22 protein-coding genes and 1 tRNA gene are annotated in these 21,958 nt (G+C 65.3%); 9 read left to right on the plus strand and 14 right to left on the minus strand.

Features of this window, described 5'->3' with window-relative positions:
* Positions 1-6 precede the first annotated feature (6 nt).
* The 4 genes from ACWIKC_RS10360 to ACWIKC_RS10375 all read left to right on the plus strand — a co-directional run bounded on the left by ACWIKC_RS10360 (position 7) and on the right by ACWIKC_RS10375 (position 2,797).
* Positions 7-171 (plus strand): hypothetical protein, encoded by a 165-nt coding sequence (locus tag ACWIKC_RS10360; protein WP_454597425.1) that lies wholly within the window; start codon positions 7-9, stop codon positions 169-171.
* 357 nt (positions 172-528) lie between these two features.
* On the plus strand, positions 529-822 hold the full coding sequence (locus tag ACWIKC_RS10365) for a DUF3489 domain-containing protein (protein WP_454597426.1): 294 nt from the start codon (positions 529-531) through the stop codon (positions 820-822).
* The gene (locus tag ACWIKC_RS10370; RefSeq protein ID WP_454597427.1) at positions 819-1,229 is read left to right on the plus strand and encodes a DUF2924 domain-containing protein; all 411 of its coding nucleotides are present in this window, start codon (positions 819-821) and stop codon (positions 1,227-1,229) included. The genes ACWIKC_RS10365 and ACWIKC_RS10370 overlap by 4 nt, the downstream gene beginning before the upstream one ends.
* Positions 1,226-2,797 carry a recombinase family protein gene (locus tag ACWIKC_RS10375; RefSeq protein ID WP_454597428.1) on the plus strand — a complete coding sequence of 524 codons (1,572 nt, stop codon included), beginning with the start codon at positions 1,226-1,228 and terminating at the stop codon, positions 2,795-2,797. Before ACWIKC_RS10370 ends, ACWIKC_RS10375 begins: the two co-directional genes overlap by 4 nt.
* 395 nt (positions 2,798-3,192) lie before the next feature.
* Here the strand turns inward: ACWIKC_RS10375 and ACWIKC_RS10380 are convergent.
* A tRNA-Ser gene (locus tag ACWIKC_RS10380) sits at positions 3,193-3,282 on the minus strand.
* A gap of 184 nt (positions 3,283-3,466) precedes the next feature.
* Here ACWIKC_RS10380 and hspQ point away from each other — a divergent pair.
* Positions 3,467-3,847: a heat shock protein HspQ gene (hspQ, locus tag ACWIKC_RS10385; RefSeq protein ID WP_454597429.1), complete on the plus strand. Its 381-nt coding sequence runs from the start codon at positions 3,467-3,469 to the stop codon at positions 3,845-3,847.
* A 39-nt stretch (positions 3,848-3,886) separates the two neighbouring features.
* On the opposite strand, the gene ACWIKC_RS10390 is transcribed toward hspQ, so the two are convergent.
* Complete coding sequence (locus tag ACWIKC_RS10390; RefSeq protein WP_454597430.1) at positions 3,887-4,792, minus strand: ABC transporter permease; 906 nt, start codon at positions 4,790-4,792, stop codon at positions 3,887-3,889.
* An 87-nt stretch (positions 4,793-4,879) separates the two neighbouring features.
* Here ACWIKC_RS10390 and ACWIKC_RS10395 point away from each other — a divergent pair, with 87 nt between their 5' ends.
* From ACWIKC_RS10395 to ACWIKC_RS10405, 3 genes are all read left to right on the plus strand, one after another.
* Positions 4,880-5,623 carry a GcrA family cell cycle regulator gene (locus ACWIKC_RS10395; RefSeq protein WP_454597431.1) on the plus strand — a complete coding sequence of 248 codons (744 nt, stop codon included), beginning with the start codon at positions 4,880-4,882 and terminating at the stop codon, positions 5,621-5,623.
* Positions 5,624-5,785: 162 nt separating this feature from the next.
* Positions 5,786-7,000 carry a diguanylate cyclase domain-containing protein gene (locus tag ACWIKC_RS10400; RefSeq protein WP_454597432.1) on the plus strand — a complete coding sequence of 405 codons (1,215 nt, stop codon included), beginning with the start codon at positions 5,786-5,788 and terminating at the stop codon, positions 6,998-7,000.
* 106 nt (positions 7,001-7,106) lie between these two features.
* Complete coding sequence (locus ACWIKC_RS10405; protein ID WP_454597433.1) at positions 7,107-7,631, plus strand: DUF1993 domain-containing protein; 525 nt, start codon at positions 7,107-7,109, stop codon at positions 7,629-7,631.
* A gap of 15 nt (positions 7,632-7,646) precedes the next feature.
* On the opposite strand, the gene ACWIKC_RS10410 is transcribed toward ACWIKC_RS10405, so the two are convergent.
* The 6 genes from ACWIKC_RS10410 to ACWIKC_RS10435 all read right to left on the minus strand — a co-directional run bounded on the left by ACWIKC_RS10410 (position 7,647) and on the right by ACWIKC_RS10435 (position 13,514).
* A complete protein-coding gene (locus tag ACWIKC_RS10410) occupies positions 7,647-8,327 on the minus strand; it encodes a spermidine synthase (RefSeq protein WP_454597434.1) in 681 nt (226 codons plus the stop codon).
* Positions 8,328-8,415: 88 nt separating this feature from the next.
* Positions 8,416-10,734: a polyribonucleotide nucleotidyltransferase gene (gene pnp / locus ACWIKC_RS10415; RefSeq protein ID WP_454597435.1), complete on the minus strand. Its 2,319-nt coding sequence runs from the start codon at positions 10,732-10,734 to the stop codon at positions 8,416-8,418.
* 174 nt (positions 10,735-10,908) lie between these two features.
* Positions 10,909-11,178, minus strand: a complete 270-nt coding sequence (rpsO, locus tag ACWIKC_RS10420; RefSeq protein WP_454597436.1) for a 30S ribosomal protein S15 — start codon at positions 11,176-11,178, stop codon at positions 10,909-10,911.
* Between the two features lie 5 nt (positions 11,179-11,183).
* Entirely contained in the window at positions 11,184-12,224 is a 1,041-nt protein-coding gene (gene truB / locus ACWIKC_RS10425) for a tRNA pseudouridine(55) synthase TruB (protein ID WP_454597437.1), read from the minus strand.
* Positions 12,221-12,913 (minus strand): site-2 protease family protein, encoded by a 693-nt coding sequence (locus ACWIKC_RS10430; RefSeq protein ID WP_454597438.1) that lies wholly within the window; start codon positions 12,911-12,913, stop codon positions 12,221-12,223. Before ACWIKC_RS10430 ends, truB begins: the two co-directional genes overlap by 4 nt.
* Positions 12,914-12,938: 25 nt before the next feature.
* The gene (locus tag ACWIKC_RS10435) at positions 12,939-13,514 is read right to left on the minus strand and encodes a thymidine kinase (protein WP_454597439.1); all 576 of its coding nucleotides are present in this window, start codon (positions 13,512-13,514) and stop codon (positions 12,939-12,941) included.
* A 148-nt stretch (positions 13,515-13,662) separates the two neighbouring features.
* On the opposite strand from ACWIKC_RS10435, the gene ACWIKC_RS10440 reads away from it, so the two are divergent.
* Entirely contained in the window at positions 13,663-15,312 is a 1,650-nt protein-coding gene (locus ACWIKC_RS10440; RefSeq protein WP_454597440.1) for an AbgT family transporter, read from the plus strand.
* A 4-nt stretch (positions 15,313-15,316) separates the two neighbouring features.
* On the opposite strand, the gene rbfA is transcribed toward ACWIKC_RS10440, so the two are convergent.
* The 6 genes from rbfA to rimP all read right to left on the minus strand — a co-directional run bounded on the left by rbfA (position 15,317) and on the right by rimP (position 21,958).
* Positions 15,317-15,712, minus strand: a complete 396-nt coding sequence (rbfA, locus tag ACWIKC_RS10445) for a 30S ribosome-binding factor RbfA (protein WP_454597441.1) — start codon at positions 15,710-15,712, stop codon at positions 15,317-15,319.
* Positions 15,712-16,134 carry a PaaI family thioesterase gene (locus ACWIKC_RS10450; protein WP_454597442.1) on the minus strand — a complete coding sequence of 141 codons (423 nt, stop codon included), beginning with the start codon at positions 16,132-16,134 and terminating at the stop codon, positions 15,712-15,714. The genes rbfA and ACWIKC_RS10450 overlap by 1 nt, the downstream gene beginning before the upstream one ends.
* 138 nt (positions 16,135-16,272) lie before the next feature.
* On the minus strand, positions 16,273-18,819 hold the full coding sequence (gene infB, locus ACWIKC_RS10455) for a translation initiation factor IF-2 (protein WP_454597443.1): 2,547 nt from the start codon (positions 18,817-18,819) through the stop codon (positions 16,273-16,275).
* Between the two features lie 16 nt (positions 18,820-18,835).
* The gene (locus ACWIKC_RS10460) at positions 18,836-19,585 is read right to left on the minus strand and encodes a DUF448 domain-containing protein (protein WP_454597444.1); all 750 of its coding nucleotides are present in this window, start codon (positions 19,583-19,585) and stop codon (positions 18,836-18,838) included.
* Entirely contained in the window at positions 19,566-21,392 is a 1,827-nt protein-coding gene (gene nusA / locus ACWIKC_RS10465; protein WP_454597445.1) for a transcription termination factor NusA, read from the minus strand. Before nusA ends, ACWIKC_RS10460 begins: the two co-directional genes overlap by 20 nt.
* The gene (gene rimP / locus ACWIKC_RS10470) at positions 21,392-21,958 is read right to left on the minus strand and encodes a ribosome maturation protein RimP (RefSeq protein WP_454597446.1); all 567 of its coding nucleotides are present in this window, start codon (positions 21,956-21,958) and stop codon (positions 21,392-21,394) included. Before rimP ends, nusA begins: the two co-directional genes overlap by 1 nt.

Consider the following 21,958-nt stretch of genomic DNA (forward strand, 5'->3'; position numbering starts at 1 on the left):
CTTTTCATGGCTCAGGAAGCCGCTGTTTTCCAGCCTGAAATCGCTTTAGGATCAAGAAAGGGAGCTTTGAGTGTCGTGGCATTTGCCACCTTCGTGCAGGAGCTTGATTGCTCGCGCATCCGCTGGCAGACCGGCCGTTTCCCACCTCAATTTTGGACGTTCGCGGTTTGATGGGGGCGGCCAGATGCGGACCGGCAGCTCCTCCCATATTCATGCCAGAACCGGTCAGTCAGCAAACGACCCAGTTGCGGACATTGATCAGCTTTCGCTCTGGATGTCGGCCCTCCCGCCTTTTTCAGCGGACTGCCGCTTCCGAAAGAAAGAGCTATCTTTCCGAACGCCCAAGATCGTTGGATTTCCGCGATAATCCTTTCCTCTCCACGCATCGGGATTCCATGGGGATAAACCCCTTGCTGGCACAATGGACTGGACTGTGCGCGCGGACAGAGCATTGCTGTCCGTGCCCGGCGAGCCGGGCTCGTGCCGGTAGCGGCGGCCATTCCGGCGCCGCCAACCGGAGAATACGCGATGAGCAAGACGAAATCGGCCCCAGATACTTCACCGAAGCAGGAAGCTCGGGCAACGCCCCCGAAGAGCACTGACGCAAGCGCTCCCAAACCTCCCTCCCGCCTCGACCAGCTCGAGAAACTTCTGTCGGCGCCTGGCGGCGCCAGCATTGCCGAGATGGTCGAGGCGACCGGCTGGCAGCAGCACTCGGTGCGCGGAGCCATGGCAGGAGCGCTCAAGAAAAAGCGCGGGCTGACGATTACCTCCGAGAAGATCGATGGTGTGCGCCGTTACTGTGCGGAGAAGCCGGCATGACCAAGGCAGAGGTCGAGCAGCTCGTGGCCGAGATCGCCGAAATGGACCTCGATGAACTGCGGGCGTTCTGGAGGAAGCGATACGGCGCCCCTCCCCCGCTGCGCTCTATAGCCATCATGCAGCAGCAGCTCGCCTGGCGCGTACAGGCCGAGGCTTATGGCGGTCTCGACCAGGAGACCCGCCGCGCGCTCGCGCGAACAGGTGCTGTGCAAGCGGAAGGCAAACACCTCGGGATCGGCGCCACGCTCACCCGCAACTGGAAGGGCAGGAAGGTCGAGGTGGTGGTCGAAGAGAGCGGGTTCCGCTGGAACGATGAACTGTTCCCCAGCCTCTCGGCTGCGGCCACCGCTATCGCGGGAAGCCGCTGGAACGGTCCGCGCTTCTTTGGCTTGCGGGATGCTGCATGACCGACAGGCGGATCCGCTGCGCCATCTATACGCGCAAGAGCTCCGACGAGGGCCTCGACCAGTCGTTCAACAGCCTCGATGCCCAGCGCGAAGCTGGCGAGGCTTACGTGAAGAGCCAAGAGAGCGAACATTGGCGGGTGATTCCCACCTTTTATGATGATGGCGGCTTCCCCGGCGGAACGATGGAGCGCCCCGGTCTGAAGCTCCTCCTTGCCGACATCGAGGCGGGGCTGATTGACGTCGTAGTCGTCTACAAGATCGATCGGCTCACCCGCTCGCTCTCGGATTTCTCGCGTATCGTCGAGATCTTCGAGAAGGCGGACACCAGCTTTGTCTCGGTGACCCAGTCGTTCAACACCACCAACTCGATGGGGCGGCTGATGCTCAACGTGCTGCTCTCGTTCGCCCAGTTCGAACGCGAGGTGACCGGCGAACGCATCCGCGACAAGATCGCCGCCTCCAAGGCCAAGGGTATGTGGATGGGTGGCAACCTGCCGCTGGGCTACGATCTTCCCGAGACAGGAACGCGCAAGCTGCGGGTGAACGAGGAAGAAGCGGCGACGGTGCGGAAGATTTTTGCGCGCTACCTCGAGCTTGGCTCCGTGCATGCACTGCAGCGCGAGCTGGAAGAACACGGCATCCGCTCGAAGCTGCGGGTGACTGGCACGGGCAAGACCACCGGCGGTGGTTCCTTCAGCCGAGGAGCGCTGTTCCACCTTCTGAGGAACAGGATCTACCTTGGCCGGATCGTGCATCGCGAACAGAGCTTCGACGGCGAGCATGATGCCATCGTTGACCCGGACCTGTTCGAGCGCGTTCAGCGCATGCTCGACGGCAACGCGAGGCGCCACCGCGCAGCAGCCGATCACCGAATCGTGAAGGCACCGCTCACCGGCAAGCTGTTCGATGCCAGCGGAGAACCGATGAGCCCCACGTTCTCGCGCGGAAAGTCGGGACGCGCCTACCGTTACTACGTCTCCGCCTCGCTGCAGCAGGGTACTGCCTCGACCAACGACGGGAGCATCCGGCGGATCTCTGCTCCGGCGATCGAAAAGCTGGTAAGTCAGCTGGTCGAGCGCTGGCTGGGCTCTGGCCATTCAACTGATACGATCACCGCGATACGGTTTGGCGGGTCCGGCCTCCTGGTCGATCTGCCCGCTGCGCACGGCGCCGATCTTGCTGCGCGACTCGCTGATGGGGAGACCATGCTTCATACCAACCGAACCTCGGTTCGGGTCCAGGTCGAGCTCGCGCTTCCATTGCGAGGCGGCAAGCGGATGATCTGCGCGGGAGGCCGCAAGGAAGCTGAGGTGGATGCGGCGCTGGTCACCGCTCTTCGCAAAGCGCACCGCCTGACCAGGCGCGAGCAGGGACTACCGCTCGTCGATGCAGCCCCGGCATTGCAATACGATCGCATGGTCCTGCGCCTCGCATTCCTCGCGCCCGACCTCCAGCGCGACATCCTCGCCGGGCGCCAGCCGCCCGACCTCAACCTCGAGCGCCTTCGAAAAATGACAATTCCACTCGACTGGAAACGCCAGCGCGAGGCCCTCGGATGGCCGACATGAGCTTCCCTGTTTTGCGGGGTAACAGGCCCTGTTACGTCGATTGAGGCCCCTGTTATGGGCGATTAAATACCCTGTTATGGCGAATAACAGGGAAACGGGTATTTTGCAGGCGTAACCTGCGATAATCACGGGCGTTTCTTGCGCACTCAACCGCGAGATATAGCCGGATAGGCCTGTTTTCAGCTCGAAATTTGTGTTTTTCCCTGTTCTTTGCCTGAATGCAGGGAAACTGCACCGATGCTGATCTGACCAGAGACTGGGGCCTTAAAGCCGGCCTGAAACCGCCAGAGACGCTCACCAGATCGCTAGCCCGTGACGGATCAGTTCGCACAAACCGGCCTGTTCCGCCGGCTTGCGCGACGGCCCTCTTCTAGGAGACTAGTGCTGGGGGTCGGTGGCGGAGAGGGAGGGATTCGAACCCTCGGAACGCTTGCGCGCTCAACAGTTTTCGAGACTGCCCCGTTCGACCACTCCGGCACCTCTCCGCATCGCCGTTGGGCGCACGCTGGCGGGGCGAATGCCCGCCTCCCGGTCGTTGGGAAGCCGCGCGCCTAGCCCAAGGTCCGGGCTGGAGCAAGCCGAAATATGGGCTGCGGGCGCGCAAAACGGGGGATGGTAACCAAGCGGTTACTTGTCACGGGGCCGCGGCACACCATATCCCTTGTTCTCATGGATCGTGCCCAGTTCTTTTCGCCCCAAGCCGGTCGCACCATCGATGCGCCCCAGCTGGCCCGCACGCGTTTCGCCATCGGCGATGTGGTGCGTCATCGCATGTTCGATTTCCGCGGGGTGATCTTCGATATCGACCCGGTCTTCGCCAACAGCGAGGAATGGTACGATTCGATCCCCGAGGGCATCCGCCCCGACCGCAACCAGCCGTTCTACCACCTTTTCGCCGAGACGGACGAGTCGAGCTACACCGCCTATGTCAGCCAGCAGAACCTGGTGAGCGATTCGCTGGGCGGCCCGGTCGAGCATCCCGAGGTCGACCAGATGTTCGAGCAGTTCGAGGACGGGCGCTATCGCGTGCGCCGGTCGCTGACCCACTGAGGATCGGCCTCGCGAAGGCCGGAGCCCTGGCCCTGGACGCTAGCTCTTGATCTTCCAGCCCGACTTGAGCAGCCGGTAGCACAACACCGCCAGCAGCAGGTTGAACACCGCGAGCCCCAGCCCGGCCCAGACGATCGCCTGCACGCCCTCGCCGATGTCACTTTGTCCCAGGAAGCCGTAGCGAAAGCCCGAGATCACGTAGAAGAACGGGTTGAAGCGGCTGATCGTCTGGAACAGCGGCGCGAGATTGTCGATCACGTAGAAGGTGCCCGAAAGCAGACTGAGCGGCGCGATAACGAAATTGGTGACCGCCGCATTGTGGTCGAATTTCTCCGCCCAGATCGAGGCCAACAGCCCCATCAGCGCGAGCATGATCGCACCCATCAGCCCGAACCAGGCGATCGCCCAGGGGCTTTCGACATGAAGTTGAACTCCGGGATAGAGCGCCATCGCCAGCGCCACCGTGCAGCCCACCGCCAGCGCGCGGGTGACCGCAGCGGCGACGATCCCGGTCATCAGCTCGCCTTCGGACAGCGGCGGCATCAGCAGGTCGATAATGGTGCCCTGGATCTTGCCCGAGAGCAGCGAGAAACTGGAATTGGCGAAGGCGTTCTGCATCATCCCCATCACGATCAGCCCCGGGGCCACGAAATGGGCGAAAGGGACACCCAGCACTTCGCGGCCGCCGCGGCCCAGCGCGACGGTGAAAATGACCAGAAACAGCAGCGTGGTGACTGCAGGCGCCCAGATAGTCTGGGTCTGCACCTTGAGAAACCGGCGGACCTCCTTAATATAGAGGCTCCACAGCCCGATGCGGTTGATGCCGGTGATCACCGGCTGACCGTGCGGCGCGAACCGGGTCCCTGCGCTGCCGCCACCGCTCTCGACGAAGGAGGGCGCGGCGCCTGCCGTGTCCGGGGCTAAGTTCGGGACTTGATCGGCCATGGGCGCGCGCCTACGTCGATCCAGCCCCGCTGACAAGCACGCTTCCGCGCAACCTGCCGGGCGCCCAAGCAAAATGGAATGATCTGAATGAGCTGGACCGACGAACGCATCGCGACCTTGAAGAAGATGTGGGAAGGTGGCTCGACCGCCAGCCAGATCGCCGACGAGCTGGGCGGGGTCAGCCGCAATGCGGTGATCGGCAAGGCGCATCGCCTCGGCCTCAAGGCGCGCCCTTCCCCGGTCAAGGCGGCCGAGAAGAAGGCCGCCGTCGCCAAGAAGGCCAAGCCTGCCGCGAAACCGCCTGCCGCGAAACCGGGCGCGAAGAAGCCGCAGGCCCGCTCCGATGCGCCGCCTGCCGAGCCTGTGTCCGCGCTCGCAGCAAGCACCCCTGCACCCGAGCCCGCAGCGGATCGGCAGACCGAGCAGAAAGACGCACCCGCGGCCGGTGCCTCGTCGAGCCATTCGCAGCCCTTGCCCAACCGCGCCCCCAACACGCCCAAGATCGTTTCGGTCGGCCCCGGCGGCTTTCTGCGCCAGGGACCGGGCGACCAGCAGCCGCCCATTCCGCCGGCTCCGCCGCGCCGCCTGGTGCCCGCCAAGCCGAGCCCCGAAATCGCCAACAAGACCAGCCTGCTCGATCTGAGCGAAAAGGTCTGCCGCTGGCCGATGGGCCATCCGGGCGAGCCCGATTTCCACTTCTGCGGCACGCCGGTTAACCCCGGCTTTCCCTATTGCGTCGAACATTGCGGCCGGGCCTATCAGGCGCAGCTTCCCCGCGGTTCGCGCCGTCCCCCGCCCCCGCTGCCGTTCGGCGGGCCGCGCGTTCGCTGATCTCCGGTCCGGCGGACCGGCCGGGTAGAACCGGTCGGTCGCCCGTGCGGTCGATCACGCTCTAGTAACCAGTTTCGTTGACCCTCTCGACAGCTGTACCGAGGTAGGCTGGGCGATGGTTCCTGTCTTGGCATTCGCGTCGGGCGGGCACTGCGAGGGGGAGTGCAACTTACCGTCATGGACTGGTCGAGCATCACCTTTGGCGCCTTTCTGGCGACTGCGGCGATTTTCGGGCTGATTGCGCTGGCGCTGTTCCCGGTGGTCAAGCGGCCGTTCCTGCTGTGGCTGTCTGCGCGCACCGCGATGATCGGGCTTATGGCGGTGGTGTTGATGCCGCCGGTGCCGCCCGCAGGCCTTACCGAGGCGGGGGCGAATATCGTCGGAGGCATCGCGAACATGCTCAGCGTGGCCTTCGCGGGCCCTTTCCTGGCAAGCTATATCGAGCGCAAATATCCGCTTGCCGGCACCCGCAGGCTGCTGGGCGCGGTGCTTCCCATCGGTGTCGTCCTTGCAGTCCTGATACCTCTGGTACCCTACCTGCCCTGGCTCGAACGATTGCCCGAAGTCGGCTTGCTGGCGATGATCGCGATCATAGTCTTCGGGCTTGGCAAGGCGATGGCGCTCGGCAGCCGCGCGGCACGTTTCCAGGCGGTCGCCTGGTCGGGCGGGGTCATGGTGGGCTGCTACCTCCTCGCGTATGAAATCGTCATGGGGATCGAGCTCAATTTCTGGTCCACCGCCGTGCTGGCCGCGCTGGTGCTCGAGTTCATCGTCACCTCGATGGGTGCGGTCGACGGCTTCATGGACTTCCGCCGCCAGCGCGACGCCGCATTGGTAGAGGTCGAGGCGGCGACGCTCGCGATCGCGACCGACCCGCTTACCGGCCTCGCCAACCGGCGCGGCCTGCTGCGGCACTACGAGGAAAGCGAGCGGGGCCGGCCCCATGGCGTAGCCTTGATCGATTGCGACCATTTCAAGCGGATCAACGACCGCTACGGCCATGATGTCGGCGACGAGGTGCTGGTCGCGATCGGCAGGGGGCTCAAGGGCGAGAACGTCTTCGCCGCGCGGCTGGGCGGCGAGGAGTTCGTCGTTCTGCTCTATGGCGACGACTGGCAGAGCCTCGCCGAGAAGGCGCGCAGGCGGGTCACCACCGCCGTGATCGAGCATGTCCCGGACCTCGCCACGACCGTTACCGCCAGCGCGGGCATCGCCCAGCTGCGCGACGGAGAATCGCTTGCCAGCGCGCTGAAACGCGCCGACCGCGGGCTTTATGCGGCCAAGGATGCCGGGCGCGATCGCTCGCTGGCGATGATCCCCTTCGACGGGGCTCCTTCTGGTGCTGGCGCTGCGCCGCATCTGCGCGTGGTCGGCTGAACAAACGCCGCGATAGCGCTGCGGACATCCGCCAACACCGCCCCGAATCCCTTGGCGCGCCGTGATGGATCGCTATGCTTGCCCCCGACCAATCGGGAGTTGCCCAATGCCGCTATCGCTTCACGCCGCCTTCGTCCCCAGCGCCCTGCAGATAATCGACAGCACCAGAAAGCTGGTCGATCGCGCAGAGGCATGGTGCAGCGAGCAGGAGCACGATCCCGCGCATGTCCTGTCCGCCCGCATCTATGAGGACATGTTCCCCTTCACCTATCAGGTGAAGAGCGTGGCGGTGCACACCGCCGGCGCGCTGGCGGGGGTGGCGAACGGCGTGTTCCAGCCCGACCTCTCGCCGCCGCCCGAGAGCTTCGATGGCCTTCGCGAACATTTGGCCCAGGCACGTGCGGCACTCGATCAGGTTTCCGAGGACGATCTCGAGCAGGCGATCGGGCGCGACATGCGGTTCGAATTCCGCGACTTCAAACTGGAGTTTGCGGCGGAGGAATTCCTGCTCAGCTTCAGCCAGCCCAATTTCTACTTCCACGCCGCCACCGCCTACGACATCCTGCGAATGCTGGGCGTTCCGGTCGGCAAGCGCGATTTCAGCGGGCGGCTGCGGCTCAGGCAGGGCTGAAGAAGCCCGCGGCGATCAAGATGCCCGCGCGAACCAGATGGTGTGGTGCGGACCCTTGTTGTTCGGCCGCGCGCGCACCCGGCGCTCCTCGACCTCGAAGCCGGCATCCTTCAGCCGCCCGCGGAACTTGAGATCGGGCGCCGCGGACCACACCGCGAGGATTCCGCCGGGCCTGAGCGCGTCGCGCGAACGAGCGATGCCGGTGCGAGTGTAGAGCCGCTCGTTGCCATCGCGGACGATGCCGTCGGGGCCATTGTCGACATCGAGAAGGATCGCGTCGAATTTCGGGCTGGTGCCGTCATTGGCGTCGTCGATCAGCGCCGCGACATCGCACAGCACCACCTCGCCGCGCGGATCGTCGAGCGTCGCGCCGGTCAGATGCGCCAGCGGGCCGCGCGCCCAGGCAAGGATCTCGGGCACCACTTCGGCGACAACCACCCGGCCAGCCGCCGGGATCGCCGCCAGCGCAGCGCGATAGGTGAAGCCCATGCCATAGCCGCCGATCAGCACACGCGGTGCAGGCGTGTCGATCTGTTCCAGCGTGAGCTGCGCCAGCTGCTCCTCGCTGAACTGCATCCGCGTTCCCATCAGCTCGTCGCGGCCGAGCATGATGATGTGGTCGCGCCCGTGGCTGACCAGGGTGAGCGTGTCGCCGCCCGGAATCTCGGCGGTTGCAAGGGTTTCGCGCGGCAGCATGGGGGTTCTCCAAACGAAAGGGGCCGCGAATGGATCGCGGCCCCGGTCTTATCGTGAATTCACCCGGGCTTGAACCCGGATGAAGATATCAGTCCTTGAGGAAGTCGGGCACGTGCGCGCCGCCTTCGCTCGAACCGCCGCTTTCGCCATCGCGATTGCCGCGACCGCCACGGTCGCCACCACGATCACGGCCACCGCCGCCACCGCCGCTGCGCGGGCCACGACGATCGCCGCCGCGCTCGCCGCCACGGCCACCGCCGCCGCCTTCACGCTTTTCGCGCGGGGGACGGGTGTCTTCGAGCTCTTCGCCGGTTTCCTGGTCGACCACACGCATCGACAGGCGGACCTTGCCGCGCTGGTCGATCTCGAGGACCTTGACCTTCACCTCCTGGCCTTCCGACACGACGTCGGTGGGCTTCTCGACACGCTCGTTCTTCATCTCGGACACGTGGACGAGACCGTCCTTGCCACCCATGAAGTTCACGAAGGCACCGAAGTCGACGATGTTGACGACCTTGCCGTCGTAGATCTTGCCGACTTCCGCCTCTTCGACGATCCCGAGGATCCACTTGCGCGCCGCCTCGATCTCATCGACGTTCGAGGAGCTGATCTTGATCATGCCCTCGTCGTCGATGTCGACCTTGGCACCGGTCTCGGCGACGATCTCGCGGATCACCTTGCCGCCGGTGCCGATAACGTCGCGGATTTTCGACTTGTCGATCTGCAGCGTTTCGATGCGCGGAGCGTGCTTGGAGACTTCGCCGCGGGCGGTGCCCAGCGCCTTGGTCATCTCGCCCAGGATGTGCGTGCGACCGGCCTTCGCCTGCTCGAGCGCCTTGGCCATGATTTCCTGCGTGATGCCGGCGACCTTGATGTCCATCTGCATGGTGGTGATGCCGGCTTCGGTGCCCGCAACCTTGAAGTCCATGTCGCCAAGGTGATCCTCGTCGCCGAGAATGTCGCTGAGCACGGCGAAATCGTCGCCTTCCAGGATCAGGCCCATCGCGATGCCCGAAACCGGGCGTTCGATCGGTACGCCGGCATCCATCATGCTGAGGCAGCCACCGCAGACCGTCGCCATCGAACTCGAGCCGTTGGACTCGGTGATGTCGGACAGGACGCGGATCGTGTAGGGGAAATCCTCACGCGACGGCAGCACCGGGTGCAGAGCGCGCCAGGCGAGCTTGCCGTGGCCGATCTCGCGGCGGTTGGAACCGCCGAACCGACCGACTTCGCCGACCGAATAGGGCGGGAAGTTGTAGTGCAGCATGAAGCTCTCGTAGGACAGGCCGCTGAGCCCGTCGATCATCTGCTCGGAGTCCTTGGTGCCCAGCGTGGTGGTGCAGATCGCCTGCGTCTCGCCGCGAGTGAACAGCGAGGAACCATGCGTGCGCGGCAGGAAGCCGACCATCGCCTCGATCGGGCGAACCTGATCGACCGCACGGCCGTCGATCCGCTTGCCGTCCTTGAGGATGGCCTTGCGAACGATGTCGCTTTCCAGCTTCTTCACCAGCTTGAGCTTGCCGAGATATTCGGCCGGATCGGAATGATCCAGGCTCTCGTAATGCGCGCGCGCCTTGGCGCGGGCATCGGCAATTGCGTTCTGGCGCTGCTGCTTGTCGGTGAGCTTGTAGGCAGCGTCGATATCGGCGCCGATCAGCCCGCGCAGCTCGTCGAGCGTCGCGGTCTTGTCTTCAACCGGATCGAGATCCCACGGATCCTTGGCGGCCAGTTCGGCCAGATCGACGATCGCCTTGATGACCTTGCGGTTCTCGTCATGCGCAAACATCACCGCACCGAGCATTTCTTCCTCGGTCAGCTCCTTGGCTTCGGACTCGACCATCATCACCGCGTCCTGCGTGGCGGCAACGATGAGATCGAGGCGGCCATCCACCAGCGTGGAAGCCTGCGACGGATTGAGCGTGTATTCGCCATCGACCATGCCGACGCGGCAACCCGAGATCGGACCCATGAAGGGCAGACCGGAGATCGTCAGCGCGGCGGAGGCGGCGATCATCGCAACGATATCGGGCTCGGTCTCGCCGTCATACGACAGGACCTGGCAGATCACGTTGATCTCGTTGTAGAAACCTTCGGGGAACAGCGGACGGACCGGACGGTCGATCAACCGGCTGGTGAGCGTTTCCTTCTCGGTGGCGCCGCGTTCGCGCTTGAAGAAGCCGCCCGGGATACGCCCGGCGGCGGAGAATTTTTCCTGATAGTGGACGGTGAGCGGGAAGAAATCCTGCCCTTCCTTCAGGCTGCGGGCGGCGGTCACGGCGCAGAGCACCACGGTTTCGCCATAGGTGGCCAGCACGGCGCCGTCGGCCTGACGGGCGATGTGGCCGGTTTCCAGCGTGAGGGTCTTTCCGCCCCACTCCAGTTCTACTTTGTGAATCTCAAACATTCTAATTCCTTCTGATCCCGCCTGCCACATTGCAGCGCGGGGCCTACATTGTCCGGGGATGCCGTCCCGGTCCGGTTGAGGGCGTTGGTCTGCCCTCGGGCACGCGGGCCGGATGCCTTCGCGCCAATAAGCAAAAGGGCGGCCCATTATGGGAGCCGCCCTTCCACGAAACTCTTATTTTCTCAGACCCAGCTTCTGGATCAGCGTGTTGTACCGCTCGACGTCTTTCCTCTTGAGGTAGGCGAGCAGGTTGCGACGCTTGTTGACCATCATCAGCAGACCACGACGCGAATGATTGTCCTTGTGGTGGCCCTTGAAGTGACCGGTCAGGTTCTTGATGCGCTCGGTCAGGATCGCGACCTGGACTTCCGGCGAACCGGTGTCGCCCTGTGCTTGCGCGTTGTCCTTGATGACTTCCTGTTTCTTTTCGGCGGTAATCGTCATGCATTCTACTCCGCGACATCGGATGTGTTGAAACCCCGGACGACCTTGGCCGTCCCACCGACGATCTCCAGCAGCGCGACCGGAATATCCTCCAGCTTTGCGAAATAGAGCCCGTCTTTGTGGGGCATTCCCGAAATCACCCGGCCCTGGCGGACCGCCTGCGCGCTATCGGGGTCGAGGGAAAGGGCCGGGATGTCGTCCAGCCCCGCCTCCAGCGGCAGGAGCGATTGGTGAAGTGGCGCGCCCTTACCGATTTCGTTCAGAGAGTCCAGCGAAATCGCCTGTTCTTCGCGGAACGGGCCGGCCTTGGTGCGCCTGAGATAGGTGACGTGACCCACCGTGCCAAGCGCGCGTGCGATGTCCCGTGCAAGGGAGCGGATGTAGGTCCCCTTGCTGACATGCGCGACCAGCGTAACGCTGTCGGCGAGTTCGAGCGGCGCTCCGGGATCGTAGGGATCGGGACGGCCCGTGGTGGTGGCGAAGGTGCTGCCGAGATCGACCTGCTCGGCATCGTTCCGGTCTTCACCGGCATCGCGCCACAGCGACAGTTCGTGGATCGTCACCTGCCGCGGCGTCATCTCCACCTGTTCGCCGGCGCGGGCGCGGTCGTAGGCGCGCCTGCCGTCGATCTTGAGCGCCGAATAGGTGGGCGGCAGCTGTTCGATCTCGCCGGTGAAGTGTTCCAGCACCGCGCCGATGGCCAGCATCGGCGGGCGGCGGTCGGAGCGCTCGATCACTTCGCCCTCGGTGTCGAGCGTGTCGGTCTCCTCGCCGAACTGGATGGTGAATTCGTAGATCTTGCTGGCATCGAGCATCCGCCCCGCCAGCTTGGTCGCTTCGCCCAGCGCGATCGGCAGCACGCCTTCGGCCAGCGGATCGAGCGTGCCGCCATGGCCGACCTTGGTCTTGGCATAGCCCGCTTCGCGCAGCACGCGCTTGACCGCACCCACCGCCTGGGTCGAGCCCAGCCCGCGCGGCTTGTCGAGCACCAGCCAGCCGTCGGGTTTCATCCCCGGCTTCAACGGAGGAATCGTCGGGGCCGTCATTCGGCGATGGCGCGGGCAATCCAGCCGGCGATGTCGAAATAGATGTCCTGCACCCACAGCACCGGCGGCAGCACCACATTTTGCACCACCCCACTGTCGGGAAAGGCCCAGCTCGCGCCGATCAGCACGACGATGAACACCATCCCCAGCGCCTGGAGCCGCTGCCACTGGCGCTGGTAGCGCCGCGGCAGCAATCCACCGAGGATGTGCGAGCCGTCGAAGGGCGGGATCGGCAGCAGGTTGAACAGCGCCAGGAAGACGTTGATGAGGATGAAATAGGTAAAGCCCGCGAACAGCCACGGGCTGGGCTCGACCCCTGCGGCGTGACTTACGCCCATGACCACCCCCGCCACGATTGCGCCCAGCAAGGCCAGCAACAGATTGGTCCCCGGCCCGGCCGCCGCCACCGCCATCATCCCGTAGCGCGGATTGTCGAGCCGGTCCTGCCGCACCGGGACCGGCTTGGCCCAGCCGAAGATCGGCCCGCCGAACAGCGCCAGCGCGCCGGGCACCAGCAGCGTGCCGATGGGATCGACATGGCGGATCGGGTTGAGACTGAGGCGGCGCTGCTCCTTGGCGGTGGGATCGCCCAGCATCAGCGCCACCCAGCCATGGGCGACTTCGTGGAAGACGATCGCGACGATCAGGCACGGGATCAGGATCGCCGCGAGGATAAGGGTTTCGAGCATGGCAGGTTAGATAGGGGCTCGGTGCTCAGCCCGCCAGCGCCTCGCTGAAATGGCGGCGGCACAATGCGAGATAGCGGTCGTTGCCGCCGATCTCGGTCTGCGCGCCCTCGGCGACCGCCTGGCCGCTCTCGTCGACGCGTAAATTCATCGTCGCCTTGCGCCCGCAATGGCACACGCCCTTGAGCTCGACGAGCTTGTCGGCGATCCCGAGCAGTGCGGCCGAGCCTTCGAACAGCTCGCCACGGAAATCGGTGCGCAGCCCGTAGCAGACCACCGGCACGCCGCCCTCGTCGGTCAGCTTCGCCAATTGCCAGACCTGCTCGCGGGTCAGGAATTGCGCCTCGTCCACCATCACGCAATCGATCGGGGTGGCGGCATGGACCTCCATCACCGCGCGCCACAGATCGGTGCCTCCGCCGAACCGGTGCGCGTCGGTCTCGAGCCCGATCCGGCTGCGGATCATGCCAAGCGACCGGGTGTCGAGCGCGGCAGTCCACAGCATGGTCCGCATGCCGCGCTCGCGATAGTTGAAATCGGCCTGCAGCAGCGTGGAGCTCTTCCCCGCATTCATGCTGGCGTAGTAGAAATAGAGCTTGGCCATGGCGCTAACGCTAGCGCGGCCATGGTCTCCGCGCGAGTCCGCATACCGTCGATTTTTCGACAGTTTAGCGGTTAAGCGAGGGGACAGGCGAGAATCGCAATGTTAATCCCGCGCGCCAGGCAGCAAAGGTTTTTGGGAGAACAAGAGGGTGGCAGAGGCAATCGCGGCGGATTCGAGGCAAAAAGGCATTCTGGGCTGGGTCGAACGCACGGGTAACAAACTGCCCGACCCGGTGTTCATCTTCCTCTACCTGATCATTGCGCTGGTCGTCATATCCATCGTGGCGGCGTTGAGCGGCGTTTCCGCTCTCCACCCGACCGCGATCGACGAGCAAACCGGCCGCAATGCGGTGATTTCCGCCGTAAGCCTGCTCTCGCCGGATAATATCCAGCGGCTATGGGTCGAGATGCCGACGACATTCACCCACTTCCACCCGCTGGGCTACGTGCTGGTCGTGATGCTGGGCGCAGGCGTGGCGGAACGCTCCGGCTTCTTTGCCGCCGGCATGGCCAAGGCGGTCAAGAGCGCGCCCAAGTCGCTACTCACACCGGTGGTGGCGCTGGTCGCGATGATCGGCAACCACGCAGCGGATGCGGGCTATGTCGTGCTGATTCCGCTGGCCGGCGTGCTGTTCGCAGCCGCCGGACGCCACCCGCTGGCAGGGATTGCTGCGGCGTTCGCAGGCGTGTCGGGCGGTTTCTCGGCCAATGTCTCGCCCGGCCAGCTCGACGCGCTGCTGTTCGGCATTACCGAGGAAGCGGTAGGCGCCAGCGCGCTCGACCCGGCGTGGACCGCCAATATCGCGGGGAACTGGTATTTCATCGTCGCGATGACGGTCATCTTCCTGCCGATCATCTGGTACGTAACCGACAAGGTGATCGAGCCGCGGCTTGGCCCATGGATGGGCGGAGCGCAGGCCGGAGTCGGCGACGATACCAGCCCCGATCCGACCGAACATGACGGCGCGCGCGCGGCCAAGGGACTGCGCCACGCAGGCCTCGCCGCGCTGTTCGTCGTCGGGCTCTGGGCGCTGATGGTATTCGCCCCCGGCACGCCGCTGATCAACGAGGCGGCATGCGAAGGCATCCCGGCCGCCGATTGCTCGATCCACACCGAGCTCGACCCTTTCTACAAGTCGCTGGTCGCGGCCTTCTTCGTACTCTTCCTGGCCACCGGCTGGGCCTATGGCCGCGCTGCCGGGACGATCGAGAACCACCGCGATCTGGTCGCGATGATGGCCGAAGCGATGAAGGACATGGGCTATTACCTCGTCCTGGCTTTCGCGGCCGCGCATTTCGTGGCGATGTTCGAATGGTCGAACCTCGGGCTGATTACCGCAGTGCACGGTGCGGCCGGGATCGAGAGCACGGGACTGCCGCTGCCGCTGGTGATTGGCCTGATGGTCGTCTTCGCGGCTCTGCTCAACCTGTTCGTCGGCTCGGCCAGCGCCAAATGGGCGTTGCTCGCGCCGATCCTGGTGCCGATGCTGATGCTGCTCGGCATCAGCCCGGAAGGCGCGACTGCGGCCTATCGGGTGGGCGATTCCGCGACCAATATCATCACGCCGCTGATGGTCTATTTCCCGCTGATCCTGGTTTTCGCCCAGCGCTGGCAGAAAGACTTCGGCCTCGGCAGCCTGACCGCGATGATGCTGCCCTATTCGGTATGGCTGCTGATCTCGGGGACGGCACTGATCGTGGCGTGGTTCTACCTCGGCATCCCGCTGGGGCCCGATGCGCCGGTTGGTTACACATTGCCCGATCTGGTCGTTCCGGCAGAGGCTACCATAGCGGAATAAGCCGTCATTCCTCGTCGAGGTCGCGCGCCACCTTGGGGTCGTTGAGCAATTGTTCGATCCGGCTGGCCTCGTCGAAGCTCTCGTCGGGGCGGAAGCTCAGTCTGGGGGCGAATTTCAGCCCCAGCCGCTTGGCGACCTCGCGCTGGAAGAAAGCGGTGTTGGTACGCAGGGCCTTGAGCACCACCGCCTCTTCCTCGCCCAGCAGCGGTTTCACATAGGCCTTGGCGTTGCGCAGGTCGGGCGACATCCGCACCTCGGTGACCGAGATGGTGGTGGCGCTGAGCACCAGGTCATGCGCCTCGCCGCGCGCGAGCAGTTCGGAGAGGATATGCCGGACCCGCTCGCCCACCTTGAGCACGCGGACCGATTGCTGTTCGGGAGTGGCGGGGTTGCGGGCCATCAGGCATCTCCCTGTGGGCGGGGGGTCGGAATGGCGGTGCTGGTGGCGCTGGCGAGCAGCGTACCCTCCTCGGACAGCAACTGGCCTTCGAGAAAGATAACCCGGCGCCCGCGCCGCACCACCCTGCCCCTGCCGATCAACGGTCCTGCGGGGACCGGTCGGAGCAAGCTCATGCTGATCTCAAGGTTGAGCGGCGCCTCGGCGTGATCGGTGGCCCAGACATGCGCCCAGCCCATCGCCTCGTCGAGAAAGCCCGCGACCAGCCCGCCCTGCACGCTTCCGCGCGGGGTGATGAAGCTGGCGGGCGCGGTGAAGCGCAAGGTGATCTCCTCGCGCGCTGCGTCGAAGCTGTCGAATTCGACGCCCATCAGATCGGCATGCGCAGCGTCCGGATTGTGCGGGCGTTCGGCGTTACTCATCATCCACCCTCACGGTCCCGAGACCACGAACAGCAGGTCTCCGGCAATATAGATCACACCCAGAACCACTGCGATCACCGCCCCGGCGAGGCCGAGAAACCCGAACCTGCGGCTGGGGCGGTAACGCAATGTCGGTTCCGGCTACAGCGTGCGTTCGCGCAGCTCGACCTCGAAGACTTCGAGCTGGTCGCCCGGCTTGATGTCGTTGGTGTCCTCGAGCACCACGCCGCATTCGAGACCGGCGCGGACTTCGTCCACATCGTCCTTGAAGCGTCGCAGCGACGCAATGGTGGTTGCCGAGACGATGACGTCCTCGCGGGTGAGGCGCGCGAACAGACCCTTGCGGATGACGCCCTCCTCGACCAGCAGGCCGGCGGCCTTGTCCTTCTTGCCAGAACGGAACACTTCCTTGACATGGGCACGGCCGACGACGGTCTCGATCCGCTCCGGACCGAGCTCGCCCGCCATCTCCTTCGCGACTTCCTCGGTCACGTGATAGATGACGTCGTAATACATCATCCGGACCTTATCGCGGGCGATCAGCTGGCGCGCCTTGGCATTGGGACGCACGTTGAAGCCGATGATCGGCGCGTTGGACGCCGCCGCGAGGCTGACATCGCTTTCGGTGATCGCACCGGCGCCGGCATGCAGCACGCGGACCTTGATCTCGTCGTTCGAGAGATTGTGCAACGCGGTGTTGATTGCCTCGACCGAGCCCTGGACATCCGCCTTCACCACCACCGGCCATTCGATGACGTTCGACTGGAGGTTGGTGAACATGGTGTCGAAGCTGGTCGGCGCGAGCGCGGTGCGGCTCTCGGTCGCCTTTTCCTGGCGGTATTCGGCCACTTCACGCGCGCGCTGCTCGTTCTCGACCACGGTGAGCTGGTCGCCCGCCTTGGGGACGCCGCCCAGACCCAGGACCTCGACCGGCATGGAGGGGCCGGCTTCCTTGATCTGCTTGCCCGTGTAATCGACCACCGCGCGGACGCGGCCGCTCTGGGTGCCGACCACGAAGGCATCGCCGCGCTTGAGCGTGCCGCGCGTCACCAGCACCGTGGCGACGGGGCCGCGGCCCTTGTCGAGCTGGGCTTCGATGACGGTGGCTTCGGCGGGGCGATCGGGACGCGCCTTGAGCTCTAGCAGTTCGGCCTGGACCGCGATCGCTTCGAGCAATTCGTCGAGACCTTCCTTCTTGAGCGCGGAAATCTCCACGTCCTGCACTTCGCCCGACATCTTCTCGACGATGACCTCGTGCTCGAGCAGGCGGGTGCGGATCTTGTCCGGATCGGCCCCGGGCTTGTCCATCTTGTTGATCGCCACGATCATCGGGACGCCCGCCGCATGGGTATGGCGGATGGCCTCGATGGTCTGCGGCATGATGCCGTCATCGGCGGCTACGACCAGCACGACCAGATCGGTGACATTGGCGCCGCGCTGGCGCATTTCGGTAAAGGCGGCGTGGCCCGGCGTGTCGAGGAAGGTGACCATGTCGCCGTTCTTCGTCTTCACCTGGTAGCTGCCGATGTGCTGGGTGATGCCACCGGCCTCGCCCTTGGTCACATTGGTGCCGCGCAGCGCATCAAGCAGGCTGGTCTTGCCGTGATCGACATGGCCCATGATGGTGACCACCGGCGGACGCGGACGCAGCGTTTCCTCGGGATCGAGATCCTGCTCGACCTGGATATCGACATCGGATTCCGAGACGCGCTGGATGCGATGGCCGAATTGTTCGACGAGCAGTTCGGCGGTGTCCTGGTCGATGGTCTGGTTGACCGTGACCATCATCCCCAGATTGAACAGCTCCTTGACCAGTTGCGCGCCCTTTTCGGCCATGCGGTTGGCGAGTTCCTGCACCGTGATCGCCTCGGGGACGACCACGTCGCGGGCCTGCTTCTCGCGCGGTGTTGAGGGCCCTCCATGGGTGCGGCGCTCCTTCTCGCGCGCCCGCTTGAGCGCGGCGAGCGAACGGGCGCGGCGGCCCTCGTCCTCGTTGAGCGCGCGGTTGACGGTCAGCTTGCCGCCGCGACGCTTGTCGGGCTCCTCGCGGACCGGCTTCTCGTCCTTCTTTTCCTTTTTGGGGCGCTTGATCTCGGGGCGCGCGACCGGGGTGAACCGGCGCGGCGCAGGCGCGGCAGCGCCTTCAGCATCGGCTTCGGGCTCGGCGGCACTCGCTTCGGAACCGGCCGCGTCAGACGCGGCTTCGGCCTTGGCTTCGACCGGAGCGTCGGGCGCGGCCTTCGCTTCGGGCTCGGCAGCTGCCTGTTCGACCGCTGCGGTCTCGGCCTTGCGGTTGTCCTCGGCGCGCTGCTTCTCGTCCTCGGCTGCCTTTCTGGCGGCTTCTTCCTCGCGCTTGCGCGTTTCCTGGCCCTGCAGCAGACGCGCTTCCTCGGCTTCGCGCTGGAGACGCGCGACGCGCTCCTGCGGCGTTTCGCCCGAAGGGTCCTTCTTTGCCGGAGTGGCCCGAGCCGTCGGCGCGGGGGCAGGCGGGGGCGGGGGCGGCGGCGCGGGAGGCGGCGGCGGAGGCGGCGGGGCGTCGCCCGGCTTCACGAGCTTGCGGCGCCGCTTCACCTCGACCGCCACCTTGTTGGTGCGGCCGTGGCTGAAGGTCTGCTTGACCTCACCGGCATCGACCGACCGTTTCAGGCCGAGTGGTTTGCGGGCAGGCTTCTGGTCTTCGTCGCTCATCTAGCTCATCTGTCCTTCAGGTATTCGTATCGTCAATCCGGCGCTCTGCGGAAGCAGGCGCGTCGTCGGTGGAGGCGGCATGGCTGCCACCGGTAAAATGCAACAATCGCTGCAGAAGCCCCGAGACTCGCCCGGCCGCTCCATCGTCGGCAAGCGCCAGATGGACGACGTTCAGGCGGCCCAATGCCACAGACAGCGCCGCGCGGTCCAGTGGCAAGACCGTTCCGCGCAAGGCAGAGCCTTCGAGATCGGACCCCACACGCCACGCCTGGTCGAGTTTGCGGCACCCGCCTTCGCTTGCATCGCTGGCGTGCAGCAACAGCGAAACCGCCCCGCCCCGCGCCGTCTCGGCGATGCGGTCTGTGCCCAATATGAGCGCGCCGGTTCGCATTTCCAACCCCAGCCGGTCGAGCAGCGCTCTGGTGAGCGCATCCTCGATCTTGGCGGGGAGGTCCGCGGGAATTTCGAGCTCGCCGGTCTTGAAGGCGCGCGACAGCGCTCCCTTGAGCCGGCCCTTGGCCAACGCCTCGGCGAGTTCGTCGCGCGTCACGCCGATCCAGGCGCCGCGCCCGGGGGCCTTCGCCTGCACGTCGGGTAGCACCAGTCCCTCCGGCGAGACCGCCAGCCGGATCAGACCCTCGCGCGGCGAAATCTCGCCGGCGAGGATGCAGCGGCGTTCCGGACAGCGCTCCTCCGGCTCCGCTCTACGGGGCCGCGAGGCTTCGGCGATGTCGGGCGTCAGGCGCTCATTGGGTGGAGTCCGCATCGGCGGCCTCCTGGGTGTCGGGCTCGCCAGCCGCGGTGGTTTCTTCCTCGGCAGGAGCATCTTCGGCGGTGTCGTTTGCGGGCGCTTCCTCGGTGGGCGCTTCCTCGGTGGGCGCTTCCTCCGCCGGAACGGCCTTAGACTTCTTCGCAGGCTTGGCCTTGGCGGCGGGCGCCTCGGCCGGAGCAGGTGCCGGAGCCGGGGTCTCATCCTCGAACCAATGCGCACGGGCGGCCATGATGATCTCGTTGCCCTGCTCTTCGCTCAGCCCGAATTCACCCAGCACGCCGCCCTTGTCCTGCTCGCGCTGCGGCGGACGCCGCATCGGCGGACCGGCGGCGGCGGCATCGGGATTGGTGCGACGCCGCGGCGCCTCGCGCTTTTTGGCGATGAGTTCGTCGGTGGCGAGATCGGCGAGATCGTCGAGTTCCTTGATCCCGGCCTTGCCCAGCACCACCAGCATCTGCTCGGAGAGATGCGGGATCTCGGCGAGCGCATCCTCAACGCCCAGCTCCTTGCGCTCTTCGCGAAACTTGGCTTCCTGCCGCTCGATCGCCTCGAGCGCGCGGCTCTGGAGTTCCTCGGCGAGTTCCTCGTCGAAGCCTTCGATCGCGGCCAGCTCGTCGAGCTGGACATAGGCGACTTCCTCGAGCTCGGCGAAGCCTTCGGCCACCAGCAGCTGCGAAAGCGTCTCGTCGACGTCGAGTTCTTCCTCGAAGGTCTTGGAGCGTTCGGCGAATTCCTTCTGCCGCTTCTCGCTCGCTTCCTCCTCGGTCATGATGTCGATCTGGTTGCCGGTCAGCTGGCTGGCAAGCCGGACGTTCTGGCCACGGCGACCGATCGCCAGGCTGAGCTGGTCGTCGGGGACCACCACTTCGATCCGACCCTCTTCCTCGTCGAGAACGACGCGGCTGACGGTGGCGGGCTGGAGCGCGTTGACGATGAAGGTCGCCTGATCCTCGCTCCAGGGGATGATGTCGATCTTCTCGCCCTGCAGCTCCTGAACCACCGCCTGGACGCGGCTGCCCTTCATGCCGACGCAGGCGCCGACCGGATCGATCGAGCTGTCGTGACTGATCACGCCAATCTTCGCGCGCGAACCCGGATCGCGGGCAGCGGCCTTGATCTCGATGATGCCGTCGTAGATTTCGGGCACTTCCTGCGCGAACAGCTTGCGCATGAAATCGGGGTGCGCGCGCGACAGGAATATCTGCGGCCCGCGGTTGTTTCGTTCCACCTTGCTGATGATCGCACGCACGCGCTCGCCGACGCGGGCGGCCTCGCGCGGGATTTGCTGGTCGCGGCGGATGACGCCCTCGGCGCGGCCGAGATTGACGATCACATGGCCGAATTCGACCGATTTGATGACCCCGGTGATGACTTCGCCCGAGCGGTCCTTGAATTCCTCGAACTGGCGCTCGCGTTCCGCATCGCGGACCTTCTGGAAGATCACCTGCTTGGCGCTCTGCGCGTCGATACGGCCAAGGTCGATGGCGGGCAGCGGATCGACGATGAAATCGCCGACCTTGGCATCGGCTTCCAGCTTCTGCGCGGCGGCGAGATCGACCTGCTTGAAATAGTCCTCGACCTCCTCGACCACCTCGACGACGCGCCACAGGCGCAGATCGCCGGTCACGGGGTCTAGCTTGGCGCGGATGTCGTTCTCGGCGCCGTAGCGGTTGCGCGCGCTCTTCTGGATCGCCTCTTCCATCGCCTCGATGACGATTTCCTTGTCGATCATCTTCTCCGAGGCGACCGCATTGGCGATCGCAAGGAGTTCGGCCTTATTGGCAGACATGGCACTGGCCATCAGCTGTTACTCTCTTCTTCTTCGGTTTCGATTACGTCCTCGACACCCTGGGTGTCGAGCGGTTGAGTCGCGGCGATGAGCGCGTCGGTCAGGACCAGCTTCGCCGAATGAATGAGCGCGTGCGGGAAGGAAACCTCGCCGGCGCGGTTGTCCGCCACGGTGACCGTATCATCTTCGATCCCCACAAGGGTCCCGCGCAGATTGCGATGGCCCTGGACCTTCTCGGTCAGCGCGATCTTGGCTTCGTGCCCCGCCCAGGTGGTGAAATCCTTGGCGCGGGTCAGCGGGCGGTCGATCCCGGGGCTCGAGACCTCGAGGTGATAGGCGCCGGGGACCAGAACCGTGCCCGCTTCCTCGAGTGCGTCGAGCCGTTCGGAGACCCGGCGGCTGAGTGCGGCGCACTGCTCGATCACCAGCTGGCCCGTCGCCGGGTCCTCGGCCATGATCTGCAGCGCCTGGCCGCCGTCGCCGGCTTCCGAGGCGATCATCTTCACCCGCACGAGCTCGAAACCCAGCGCTTGCACTTCGGGTTCGATCACTTCGGTCAGGCGGTCGATATCGGCCAT

The sequence above is a fragment of the Qipengyuania sp. SM2507 genome, assembly GCF_053714505.1.